Raw genomic sequence first — 12,400 nt, forward strand, 5'->3', positions numbered from 1 at the left:
GTCGTGTGCAGGAATCAAAGCATATTGTGGGCCATGATTGTTGTTTTTATTTCTTATTCGGTCATATATCGGTCAGTTATGTGTGGGTTTAAGGCGCTGGGCGACCGCCTGCCACACCGGGCGGGCTCAAGCCTGCGCCACCAGATGCACCTCCACACCGGCTTTTTCCAGCGCTGCCTGTAGTGCTGGTCCGGGCTGGCGATCAATCACCAGGCGGTCGATGCGCTCCAGTGGAAATACCTTGAACAGGCCACGGCGTTCCAGCTTCGAGGAGTCGGCGATTACGGTCAGCTGGCGGGCCTGGGCAATCATGGCGCGAGCGACTTCGGCCTCTTCGATGGAGAAGTCCATGGCGCCGTCTTCATTCAGTGCACCGATGGTGATCACCGCGTGTTCGGCGTTGAAGCGGGTGATCTGCTCCAGGGCCAGGGTGCCGACGTTCTGCGTCGAGTCGGGGCGGTATTCGCCGCCGATCATGAACACCCGGTTGCCGGATTCGCCCAGGCAGCCGGCGATTGGCAGGGAGTTGGTGATGACCGTCAGGCGCGTGAGCTGGGCCAGTTCCCGGGCGAAGAACAGGGTGGTGGTCCCGGTATCGATAAAGATGCTGTCCCCGGCGCAGAACAGGCCGGCGGCGTAGCGGGCAATGGCGCGCTTCTCCTGGGCGTGTTCGTTCATGCGGGTCTGGAAGGTGTTTTCGTGTTCACCGGTAGGCGGCAGGGCCGCGCCGCCGTGGAACTTGGTAACCAGGCCGTTTTCCGCCAGTTCGCTGAGGTCGCGGCGAATGGTTTCCTGGGAAGTGGCGGTAATGCGGGCCAGTTCCTCCACGGAAATTCGCTCCCGCTGGCGCAGGAGTTCGAGAATCTGCTGTCGTCGTTCGTTGGGGCGCATGGGGCTTTCCGTTAGTGGTACTTCGCCACACAAATGGGCAGTTTCTGTTACTTACGCACACATTTTGCACATTTGCATGCATATTCGGTCAGGTTCGATGGCGAAGTTAAGCATTTAACTGCAGGTTTCACAATCGTGACCGGTCACCCGCTTAGCTAGGCCAGATCAGCTCATGAAGACTCTGGTGACAGATATTGTGACCGATAATTGAGTGTTTGTAGGTAAAAGCCACAACTAATACACATTGTGGCATAGGAAATGCCCTGTGTTTGCACACCGGGTCATCGCCCGCCTTGGCGAAGAGATGACCAGCGCTGGCCTCAACAAAAACCTCCCCGGTGGGGGAAACCTATAAATGACGCGCAGAGAGATGAACCCACATGGCTGAATTTGGAAACTACGTCATTTACCTGATCATGCTCGGCGCCGTGGTCGGCGCCCTGTCATCCATCATCAAGCCCGACAGTGGCCTGGGTAAGGAGTTCGTCAACGGTATCCACTCCATTGGTCCGGTCTTTCTGGCCCAGGCCGGGATCATGGTGGCGATTCCCTACCTGTCCCAGGGCATCTCCCATGCGCTGGGGCCGTTTTTCAATGCCCTGGGTTCGGATGTGTCGATCGCGGCGTTGTCGATCATCGCCGTGGACATGGGCGGCTATCAGCTGGCCAATGCCCTGACCGCCAATCGCGACCTGTGGATCACCGCGATGCTGGTGGGCTACACCTCGGGGGCGACCATCGTCTACCTGATCCCGGTGGGCCTGACCATGCTTGAGCGCAAGGACCACAAGTACCTGGCCCTGGGCGCCATGGCCGGGCTGATCAGCATTCCCTTCGCCGTGCTGATGTCGTTGCTGATCATCACCGCTACCCAGTTGCCGGTGCGCGATATCGTCTCCACCAACTCCGAGGCGCTGTACTACCTGTCCCTGGGGTTTGTCGACATGCTCAAGCTGCTGGCGCCGCTGTTCGTGTTCTGCTTCCTGCTGGCGGCGGGACTGCGTTACCGGCCGCGCATGATGGTTGGCGGCTTCCTGGTGTTCGGCAAGATCATGGACGCGGCGATCAAGCTGATCCTGGCCCTGAGCATCGTCGAGCACTTCACCAAGTTCTTCAGCATCAACTTCGGCGGCTGGGGCTTCGACCCGATGTTCGCCGATGAAAAGGAGCTGTTCCGGGCCATCGAGATCGCCGGTTACATCGGCATCATGCTCGCCGGCACTTTCCCCATCTGCTACCTGTTCCAGCGCTACTGCAAAAAGCCCATGGAACTGCTGGGACGCCAGTTGAACCTGTCCAGCACCGGTGCTGCGGGCTTTGTCATGGTGTTCGCCAACATCATCGCCACCTACCACTTGTTCAAGCACATGACCGCTCGCGACAAAGTGCTGTGCGTGGCCCTGGGGGTCTGTGCCCAGGCGCTGATCGGCGATCACCTGGCGTTCACCGCCAACTTCCAGCCGAGCCTGATCCTGCCTGTGCTCATCGGCAAACTGTTCGGCGGCTTGCTGGCGGTGGCGATTGCCATCCGTATCTCGGTGCCGGCCGCCCAGCGTTATGAGCTGCAAGAGCATGAACAGGCCGCGGCCTTTGCCCTGCAACCTGCGCGGACCTGAGGGTCCGCTCCACCTATCCCTGAAGTCGAGGTAACGATGCGCAAGATTTTCCTGGCCTGTCCCTACAGCCACTCCGACGCTGAGGTCATCAATGAGCGTTTTCTTCAGTGCAATCGCGTTGCGGCGCAGATACTCGAGGCCGGGCACGCAGTGTTCAGCCAGGTGAGCATGTCCCATCCGATCAACCTGTGCCTGGCCGGCAAGGACAACGCTGCCATCGGCAGGCTCTGGGCACCGGTGGATGCGTTGTACATGGCGATGATGGAAGAGTTGATCGTGCTCGACCTGCCGGGCTGGAAGGACAGCGGCGGGATCAAGCGCGAGATCGAGGTCTTCGAATCGTCCGGGCGGCGGGTCAGCCTGTGGTCCGAGGTCCGCCACGAATTTGCCTGAGTCCCGGGCCGTACCCATTGTCGCCTGCGCCGGGTACGGCCGCCGTTCGAACTGACGACAGCCTGCGCACAAGGTAAACTTGCCCGCCTGCGCAGGAGCAACCATGAACTATCGTCACGCCTTCCACGCCGGCAATCACGCCGACGTCTTCAAACACCTGACCTTGACCCGCCTCATCGCCCTGATGTCGCGCAAGGAGCAGCCGTTCGCCTACCTCGACAGCCACGCCGGCATCGGTCTGTATGACCTCAAGGGCGACCAGGCAAACCGTACCGGCGAGTATTTGGAAGGCATCGCCCGCTTGTGGGGCGAACAGGATCTTCCGGCGCTGACCGCCGACTACATGCAGGTGCTGCACAAGATGAACCCCGATGGCGAGTTGCGTTACTACCCGGGGTCACCGGAATTGGCGCGACGCCTGACCCGTTCCCAGGACCGGGTGCTGCTCAACGAAAAGCACCCGGAAGACGGCCTGCTGCTCAAGGACAACATGAAGGGTGATCGTCGGGTGGCGGTGCACCTGGGGGAAGGCTGGCATGTGGCCCGGGCGTTGCTGCCGGTGGCTGAAAAACGTGCGGTGATGCTGATCGACCCGCCTTTCGAGCAGCTCGACGAGATGCAGCGCTGTGCTGCGTCGTTGAAGGAGGCCATTGGCCGCATGCGTCAGACCGTGGCGGCCATCTGGTACCCGGTCAAGGACCAGCGGGCCCTGCGGCGCTTCTACCAGGACCTGGCCGGCACCGGTGCGCCGAAGTTGCTGCGGGTGGAGTTGCTGGTGCATCCGCTGGATACGCCCAACAGCCTCAACGGTTCAGGCCTGGCGATTGCCAATCCGCCTTGGGGGCTGGAGGAGGAGTTGCGCGAGCTGCTGCCGTGGCTGTCGAAGAAGCTTGGCCAGACCCAGGGCGGCTGGCAGATGGACTGGTTGATCGCCGAGTAACAGCGCTAAATTTCAAGCCTCAAGCCTCAAGCTGAAAACACAGCGTCTGGAGCTTGAGGCTTGCAGCTTGTAGCTGCTTCAGATTGGGCAAGTCACTCCGGTGCCGCCGATCCCGCAGTAGCCTTCAGGGTTCTTCGCCAGGTACTGCTGGTGGTAAGCCTCGGCGAAGTACACGGTCGGCGCTTCTTCGATTTCCGTGGTGATGGTGCCCAGGCCGGCCTTGGTCAGTTCCGCCTGGAACACATCCCTGCTGTGCAGCGCCTGCTCCAGCTGGGCCGGATTGGTGGTGTAGATCACCGAGCGGTACTGGGTGCCGATGTCATTGCCCTGGCGCATGCCCTGGGTCGGGTTGTGCAGTTCCCAGAACATCGCCAGCAGTTCTTTGTAGCTGACCTTGGCCTTGTCATACACCACCAGTACCACTTCGGTGTGGCCGGTTAAGCCCGAGCAGACTTCTTCATATGTCGGGTTCGGTGTGAAGCCGCCGGCGTAACCGACCACGGTGCTGACCACGCCCTCGCGCTGCCAGAAGCGACGTTCGGCGCCCCAGAAACAGCCCAGGCCGAAGATCGCGAAGTCGACGTCCTGGAAGAACGGACCCAGCAGCGGGGTGTCTTCGAAGACAAAGTGCTTTTCAGGCAGTGTCATTGGGGTTTCGCGGCCAGGCAGAGCTTGTTCTTTGGTAGGTAGCACGTTTTTTTTCACCAGAATTTCCGAGCGCAGAACCATGATCAGTCCTCTCAGTCAGGGTGGGATCGAGTAATTAATCAGACACGCAGTTTGCCCGAGTGTTACAGCGCTGTCAGGCAATTGGACCGCGGGGATAGCGCTTGAGCTTGGCGATCAGTTCGGTGCCGGGGATCGGTCGGTCGAACAAGTAGCCCTGGCCGACGTCGCAGCGATGACGGCGCAGGAACGCCAGTTGCTCGGCGGTTTCGATGCCTTCGGCGACCACCTTGATCTTCAGGTTGTGAGCCATGGCGATCACCGCCGAGGTGATTTCCATGTCGTCCTGGTTGTCGGGGATCTCGTGGATGAAGCTGCGATCGATCTTGATGATATCGATGGGGAATTTCTTCAGGTAGCTCAGGGACGAATAGCCGGTGCCGAAGTCGTCCATGGCCAGGGTCAGGCCAAGTTTTTTCAGCTGTTCTAGCTGTTGGTGAGTGTCGTCGGTGGCTTCCAGCAGCAAGCCCTCTGTCAACTCAAGCTCCAGCAGCGAGGAGGGCAATTGCTCTTCCTTGAGGATGCTGGCGATGGACGCAACCAGGTCCGGGTCGGAGAACTGCTTGGGCGACAGGTTGATGGCTACGTGCAGGTTGCCCAGGCCGGCGGCGGTCAGTTGCTTGCTCATGCGGCAGGCCTGGCGGGCGATCCACTTGCCGATGGGGATGATCAGGCCGGTTTCTTCCGCCACGCTGATGAACTGGTCCGGGCGGATCATGCCCTTTTCCGGGTGGTTCCAGCGCAGCAGCGCTTCCATGCCCAGCAGGCGGCCGCTGCGCAGGCACAGCTTGGGCTGATAGAACACGTCCAGCTCGTTCTGGGTCAGGGCCCGGCGCAGGTTGTTTTCGACGAACAGCTTGTAGCTGGCTTCGGCGTTGAGGGCTTCGGTGAAGACCTGCACCTGGTGCTTGCCGTTGGCCTTGGCCTTGTGCAGCGCCAGGCCGGCGTTGCGCATCAGGGTCTGCGGGTCGCGGCCATGCAGTGGCGCGCTGGCCAGCCCCACGGAGCCGGTGACGCTGATCAGCTGGTTGTCGACGAACATCGGCTTGTCCAGGGTCATCAGCAGTTGGCTGGCGATCTGTTGGCCGGTTTCCAGGTCGGTGTTGTCCAGCAGTACGGCGAATTCGTTACTGGCAAAGCGCGCCAGGCTGCCGCTTGGGCTCAGGCTGTTGCGCAGGCGTCGGGCCAGGCTGATCAGCAGCTTGTCGCCGGTCTGGTGGCCGAGGCTGTCGTTGATCCGCTTGAAGTTGTCGATGTCTACCAGCAGCAGGCTGATCGGGGTATCGCTGTCTCGGGCGAAGCGTTCATCCAGGTTGCGGATGAACGCGGGGCGGTTGCCCAGGTTGGTCAGGTTGTCGGTGTAGGCCAGGCGCTCGATGCGTTGCTGGGCGAGCTTGGTCTGGGTGATGTCTTCGTAGATGCCGATGTAGTGGGTCAGCTCACGATTGTCGCCGTAGACCTTGGAGATCGACAGCTGGCCCCAGTAGGGCTCGAGGTTCTTGCGTCGGCTCTTGAACTCGCCTTGCCAGCTGTTGCTCTTGGCCAGGCTGGAAGGGGCGTCGAACAACAGTTCGCTGAGGTTTTCCAGGGCCGGCAGTTCGGACAGGCGGTGGCCGTGCACCTCTTCGGTGCTGTATTGGGTGATCGCGGTAAAGCTTGGGTTGACGTACTCCACCACGCCGTCGCAGTTGACCAGCAGGAAAGCGTTGGCGCTCTGTTCCACGGCGCGCTGGAACAGGTGCAGGGCGCTGGTGGCGGCGCGTCGGTTGTGATTGTTGATGACTTGGGCGAACTGGTCTGCCAGCTCGCCAGCAAAGGCGATCTCGTCGGACTGCCAGGCTCGGGTCATGCCGGTCTGTTCCAGGCACAGCACGCCGACTACCTGGCCGTCGATGCGGATACTGGCGTCGAGCATGGCATTCACATCCCGTGGCCGCAGGCTTTCGGCCATCTCTCGGGTGCGCGGGTCGCGCATGGCGTTCTGGGCGTCGATGGCGCGGCAGCTGTGCAGGGCTTCCAGGTAATCGGGAAAGCTGCTGGCGTCGATGGACTCCGGCATGCGGTATTCCTGGGGGCCGCGGTGGTAGGCGGCAATCGGCACCAGTCGCTGGTCTTCCAGGTTCCAGATGCTGGCGCAGTCGATCTGGTAGATGTCGCAGGCACTGCGGGTGATCAGCTCGGCAGCTTCCTTCAGGGAGTTGCTGGTGCTGTAGCGCTGGCGGGTCAGGAGCAGGATCAGGTCCTGCTGCGCACGTACCCGTTCCAGATGCTGCAGCTGTTCCTGCTGGGCCCGCTGGTTGAGTTCCAGGGCGATCTGCAGGCGGGTGTTCTGGGTTTCCAGATCCACGGTGGGCATTGGCGAGGCATCGCTGAACAGGCCTTCGACCACCAGCAGGTAGCCGCGCAGCAAGTGCCGGTTGTGTTGTTTGTAGGCTTCCCCCAGCTCCAGGATGCTCAAGGGGCCTTGGCCGGTGTGCAAGGTGTAGCGGATCAGGTAATGGGGGCTGTTACTCAGTTGCTGCTGGATGGCGTCGTGCAACTGATAACGCGCCTCAGGCTCCATCAGGCTGGCATAGGGGGAACCGACCAGAGCGCAGAGTTCGACGGCGGGCAGGCCGAACTGACGTTCGCAGTTGGGATCGAGAAACAGCAGCGCCCAGCTCGCTTCATTCAGCCGTTCGAAACGCAACATGCCGAGCCGCGAGGGCACAGGCAACTGCGTCACTACCTCGGCCGCCATACGGCTGGCGGCATCGGGTTGGCTTTTCATGGGGAAACTCGCTTCGAAATTGCTGATCGCGCCGGGCTCGCGCCCTCTTTACTGTTGCCTGCGGCAAGGTTGCATCATGCGGCATCGACTGACAAGTAAGATGAAGGCTAAGTGCTATAAACCTGTATCGGCAGGCAGAAGGATTTCTGCAAAGTAACTTTTTTGCTGTTTGGGCTCGAGCAATGACGGGCAATTGGCGACGTTTTTCCGGCAAAAAAAGCCCCGCCAAATTGACGGGGTTGAGGTACGAGCGTGGCGCTCGGAAAACGTGCGGTACCGGCCCACCCATGACGGGAAGGCCGGTTCGCGAGTTACAGCAGGATGGTGCGGATGTCGGCCAGCAGGTCGCTCAGACGCTTGGTGAAGCGTGCGGCGGCCGCGCCGTTGATCACACGGTGATCGTAGGACAGGGACAGTGGCAGCATCAGCTTCGGCTGGAAGGCCTTGCCGTCCCAGACGGGCTGGATGGTGGCCTTGGAAACACCGAGGATCGCCACTTCCGGCGCGTTGACGATCGGCGTGAAGCCGGTGCCGCCAATGTGCCCGAGGCTGGAGATGGTGAAGCAGGCGCCTTGCATCTCGTCTGCAGAGAGCTTCTTGGTCCGGGCTTTTTCCGCCAGGGAAGCCGCCTCGGCCGCCAGTTGCAGCAGGCTCTTCTGGTCGACGTTCTTGATCACCGGTACCAGCAGGCCATCCGGGGTGTCCACGGCGAAGCCGATGTTCACGTACTTCTTGCGGATGATCGCCTTGCCGCTTGGTGCCAGGGAACTGTTGAAGTCCGGCAGTTCCTTGAGCAGGTGCGCACAGGACTTGAGCAGCAGCGGCAGGATGGTCAGCTTGACGCCGGCCTTCTCGGCCACGGCTTTCTGTGCAACGCGGAACGCTTCCAGCTCGGTGATATCGGCCGAGTCGAACTGCGTCACGTGCGGCACGTTCAGCCAGCTGCGGTGCAGGTTGGCGGCGCCGGCCTGCATCAGGCGGGTCATCGGCACTTCTTCGATTTCACCGAAGCGGCTGAAGTCCACGACCGGGATTGGCGGGATGCCCGCGCCACCGGTTGCGCCGGCAGCCGGTGCTTCCTTGGCCTTCTGCATCATCGCCTTGACGTAGACCTGCACGTCTTCCTTGAGGATGCGGCCGTGCGGACCGCTGGCGCTCACGGCGCTCAGCTCGACACCGAATTCCCGGGCCAGTTGGCGCACAGCCGGGCCAGCGTGAACTTTCGCGCCTGGTTTGGCCGGTGCGGCAACTGGAGCGGCAGCGGCAGGCGCGGCGGCGGCAGGAGCAGCTTCAGCTTTCGCCGTGGCAGGGGCCGGAGCGGCTGCCGGGGCTGCGCCCTTGACCTTGAGCTTGAGGATCAGGTCACCGGTACCGACTTCGTCGTCCAGCTTGATCGACACGCTTTCCACGATGCCGGCGGCTGGCGATGGGATTTCCATGCTGGCCTTGTCCGATTCGAGGGTGATCAGCGACTGGTCGGCAACCACGCTGTCGCCGGCCTTGACCAGCACTTCGATGATCTTGGCCTTGCCGGCCGAGCCGATGTCCGGAACGTGAATGTCCTGGACGCTGTCGGCCACTGGCGCAGCTGCAGCAGCGGCTGGTGCAGGCGCGGCGGCAGCCGGAGCGGCGGCGTGGGCTGGTGCGGCAGTGGCAGGAGCCGCAGCACCGGCCACTTTCAGGGCCAGGATCAGGTCGCCAGTGCCCACTTCATCGTTGAGCTTGACGCTGATGCTCTCGACCACGCCGGCGGCCGGCGACGGGATTTCCATGCTGGCCTTGTCCGATTCGAGGGTGATCAGCGACTGATCGGCCTCGACGCTGTCGCCGACCTTGACCTGGATCTCGATGATCTGGGCCTTGCCCGACGAGCCGATATCCGGCACGTGCACCTGCTGTACCGAGGCAGCGGCAGGAGCGGCAGTTGGAGCGGCAGCAGCTGGCGCTGCGGCCGGCTGTGCAGGTGCAGGTGCAGCGGCTGCAGGCGCAGGGGCCGCAGCAGCGGCGCCCTCGACTTCCAGTTCCAGCAGTTCGTCGCCTTCTTTCAGGCGGTCGCCCAGCTTCACTTTCAGGCTTTTGACCACACCGGCCTTCGGCGCAGGGATTTCCATGCTGGCCTTGTCCGACTCGAGGGTCAGGATGCTCTGGTCGGCTTCGATGCGATCGCCGACCTTGACCATCAGTTCGATTACTTCACCTTCACCGCTGCCGATGTCAGGTACGCGAATGAGTTCGCTCACAGAAAGTCTCCTCAGCAGTCCAGTGGGTTGCGTTTTTCCGGGTCGATACCGAACTTGGTGATGGCTTCAGCCACGACCTTGGGTTCGATGTCGCCACGGTCAGCCAAGGCTTCCAGGGCTGCCAACACCACGAAGTGACGGTCTACTTCGAAGAAGTGACGCAGTTTCTTGCGGCTGTCGCTGCGGCCGAAACCGTCGGTGCCCAGGACTTTGAATTCCTTGGACGGCACCCACTGGCGGATCTGTTCGGCAAACAGCTTCATGTAGTCGGTAGAGGCGATGACCGGACCCTTACGGCCGCTCAGGCACTCTTCCACGTAGCTCAGCTTCGGCTTCTGGCCAGGGTGCAGACGGTTGCTGCGCTCTACGGCCAGGCCATCGCGACGCAGTTCGTTGAAGCTGGTCACGCTCCACACGTCGGCGGCGACGTTGAACTCGTCACGCAGGATCTTCGCCGCTTCGCGGACTTCGCGCAGGATGGTGCCGGAGCCCATCAGTTGCACGTGGTGCGCGGCTTCGCGGGTGTCTTCTTCCAGCAGGTACATGCCCTTGATGATGCCTTCCTCGACACCTTCAGGCATGGCTGGCTGCTGGTAGGACTCGTTCATCACGGTGATGTAGTAGAAGACGTCCTGTTGCTCTTCGGTCATCTTCTTCATGCCGTCCTGGATGATCACCGCAAGCTCGTAGCCGTAGGTTGGATCAAAGGTGCGGCAGTTCGGGATGGTCCCGGCCAGCATGTGGCTGTGACCGTCTTCGTGCTGCAGGCCTTCACCGTTGAGGGTGGTACGGCCGGCGGTACCGCCGATCAGGAAGCCGCGGGTGCGGCTGTCGCCGGCAGCCCAGGCCAGGTCGCCAATACGCTGGAAGCCGAACATCGAATAGAAGATGTAGAACGGCAGCATCGGCTGGTTGTGGCTGGAGTACGAAGTACCGGCCGCGATGAAGGAGCTCATGGCGCCCGCTTCGTTGATGCCTTCTTCGAGGATCTGGCCCTTCTTGTCTTCGCGGTAGAACATCACCTGGTCTTTATCGACTGGCTCGTAGAGCTGGCCGACGGAGGAGTAGATGCCCAACTGGCGGAACATGCCTTCCATACCGAAGGTACGGGCTTCGTCCGGGATGATCGGCACGATGCGCTGGCCGATTTCCTTGTCCTTGACCAACTGCGCGAGGATCCGCACGAAGGCCATGGTGGTGGAGATTTCGCGATCGCCGGAACCGTCGAGGATGGCCTTGAGGGTATCCAGTGGCGGAGTCGGGATGCTGAAGCTCTTGGCGCGACGCTGAGGCACGAAACCGCCCAGCGCAGCACGACGCTCGCTCAGGTAGCGGGCTTCGGCGCTGCCTTCTTCAGGCTTGAAGAACGGCAGGTTTTCGATGTCGTCGTCTTTCACCGGAATGTCGAAACGGTCGCGGAACAGCTTCAGGCTGTCGACGTCGACTTTCTTGGTGTTGTGCGCGGTGTTCTTCGCTTCGCCGGCGCCGGTGCCATAACCCTTGATGGTCTTGGCCAGGATGACGGTCGGCTGCTCTTTGTGGTTGACCGCCTCGTGGTAGGCCGCATAGACCTTGTACGGGTCGTGGCCGCCACGGTTGAGTTTCCAGATCTCGTCGTCGGACAGATCGGCAACCATCGCCTTGAGTTCAGGGGTATTGAAGAAGTGCTCACGGACGAACGCGCCGTCCTTGGCCTTGTAGTTCTGGTACTCGCCGTCGATGACTTCGTCCATGCGACGTTGCAGGATGCCGTCGACGTCCTTGGCCAGCAGTGGGTCCCAGAAACGGCCCCAGACCACCTTGTTGACGTTCCATTGGGCACCACGGAACACGCCTTCGAGTTCCTGGATGATCTTGCCGTTGCCGCGAACCGGGCCGTCGAGGCGCTGCAGGTTGCAGTTGATGACGAAGATCAGGTTGTCCAGCTTCTCGCGGCCGGCCAGGGAGATCGCGCCCAGGGATTCCGGCTCGTCGCACTCGCCGTCGCCCATGAAGCACCAGACTTTCTGCTTGCCGGCCGGGATGAAGCCGCGGGCTTCCAGGTACTTCATGAAGCGTGCCTGGTAGATCGCCTGGATCGGACCCAGACCCATGGAAACGGTGGGGAACTGCCAGAAATCAGGCATCAGCCAAGGGTGTGGATAGGACGACAGGCCGTTGCCATCCACTTCCTGGCGGAAGTTGTTCATTTGCTCTTCGGTGATGCGGCCTTCCATGAACGCACGGGCGTAGACGCCTGGCGATGCGTGACCCTGGAAGTAGATCAGGTCGCCGCCGTGTTCGTCGGTCGGGGCCTGGAAGAAGTAGTTGAAGCCGATGTCATACAGGGTGGCGCTGGAGGCGAAGCTGGAGATGTGACCGCCCAGGTCAGAATCTTTCAGGTTCGTACGCATGACCATGGCCAACGCGTTCCAACGTACCAGCGAGCGAATGCGGCGTTCCATGAACAGGTCGCCAGGCATGCGTGCTTCGTGGGTGACGGGAATCGTGTTGCGGTATGGCGTGGTGATGGCGTAGGGCAGTTGCGAGCCGCTGCGGGTCGCGAGTTCGCCCATACGGGTCATCAGATAGTGAGCACGGTCTTCGCCTTCTTTGTCGAGAACCGATTCCAGGGCGTCCAGCCATTCCTGGGTTTCGACGGGATCGAGGTCTTGCATGGCTTGCTCCAGGGCGGAAAGGCTTCCAGAATCGGTTGCCTGAGTTTGCGACTGGCCTTGTGGGCAGACGATTATAAATTCTTGGATTGCCGGAGGTTGATCCGGCGGCGTGTAGTTTTACTACAAATCGTCGGCCATTTCAGCCTTTCGAATGTATATACGAGTAG

At 61.4% G+C, this 12,400-nt stretch carries 8 protein-coding genes; 3 read left to right on the plus strand and 5 right to left on the minus strand.

Features of this window, described 5'->3' with window-relative positions; all coding sequences use genetic code 11:
* Window positions 1-126: 126 nt before the first annotated feature.
* Window positions 127-891, minus strand: coding sequence for a DeoR/GlpR family DNA-binding transcription regulator (locus ACMGF8_RS07535; RefSeq protein ID WP_102862853.1), 765 nt, complete (start codon window positions 889-891; stop codon window positions 127-129).
* A gap of 380 nt (window positions 892-1,271) precedes the next feature.
* Between ACMGF8_RS07535 and eutH the strand changes: the two genes are divergently transcribed.
* From eutH to ACMGF8_RS07550, 3 genes are all read left to right on the plus strand, one after another.
* Window positions 1,272-2,507, plus strand: a complete 1,236-nt coding sequence (gene eutH / locus ACMGF8_RS07540) for an ethanolamine utilization protein EutH (protein WP_416759170.1) — start codon at window positions 1,272-1,274, stop codon at window positions 2,505-2,507.
* A 36-nt stretch (window positions 2,508-2,543) separates the two neighbouring features.
* A complete protein-coding gene (locus tag ACMGF8_RS07545; protein ID WP_102862855.1) occupies window positions 2,544-2,900 on the plus strand; it encodes a DUF1937 family protein in 357 nt (118 codons plus the stop codon).
* A gap of 103 nt (window positions 2,901-3,003) precedes the next feature.
* Window positions 3,004-3,840 (plus strand): 23S rRNA (adenine(2030)-N(6))-methyltransferase RlmJ, encoded by an 837-nt coding sequence (locus ACMGF8_RS07550; RefSeq protein WP_102862856.1) that lies wholly within the window; start codon window positions 3,004-3,006, stop codon window positions 3,838-3,840.
* A 78-nt stretch (window positions 3,841-3,918) separates the two neighbouring features.
* Here ACMGF8_RS07550 and msrA read toward each other — a convergent pair whose 3' ends face one another.
* The 4 genes from msrA to aceE all read right to left on the minus strand — a co-directional run bounded on the left by msrA (window position 3,919) and on the right by aceE (window position 12,233).
* Window positions 3,919-4,569: a peptide-methionine (S)-S-oxide reductase MsrA gene (msrA, locus tag ACMGF8_RS07555; RefSeq protein ID WP_060837213.1), complete on the minus strand. Its 651-nt coding sequence runs from the start codon at window positions 4,567-4,569 to the stop codon at window positions 3,919-3,921.
* A 73-nt stretch (window positions 4,570-4,642) separates the two neighbouring features.
* Window positions 4,643-7,336, minus strand: a complete 2,694-nt coding sequence (locus ACMGF8_RS07560; protein ID WP_102862857.1) for a GGDEF and EAL domain-containing protein — start codon at window positions 7,334-7,336, stop codon at window positions 4,643-4,645.
* A gap of 311 nt (window positions 7,337-7,647) precedes the next feature.
* Complete coding sequence (gene aceF, locus ACMGF8_RS07565) at window positions 7,648-9,576, minus strand: dihydrolipoyllysine-residue acetyltransferase (RefSeq protein WP_305949301.1); 1,929 nt, start codon at window positions 9,574-9,576, stop codon at window positions 7,648-7,650.
* Window positions 9,577-9,587: 11 nt separating this feature from the next.
* The gene (aceE, locus tag ACMGF8_RS07570) at window positions 9,588-12,233 is read right to left on the minus strand and encodes a pyruvate dehydrogenase (acetyl-transferring), homodimeric type (RefSeq protein ID WP_102862859.1); all 2,646 of its coding nucleotides are present in this window, start codon (window positions 12,231-12,233) and stop codon (window positions 9,588-9,590) included.
* Window positions 12,234-12,400 lie beyond the last annotated feature (167 nt).

Origin of the sequence: Pseudomonas sp. BNK-7 (assembly GCF_048072025.1) — a bacterium.
GTDB lineage: Bacteria > Pseudomonadota > Gammaproteobacteria > Pseudomonadales > Pseudomonadaceae > Aquipseudomonas > Aquipseudomonas danubii.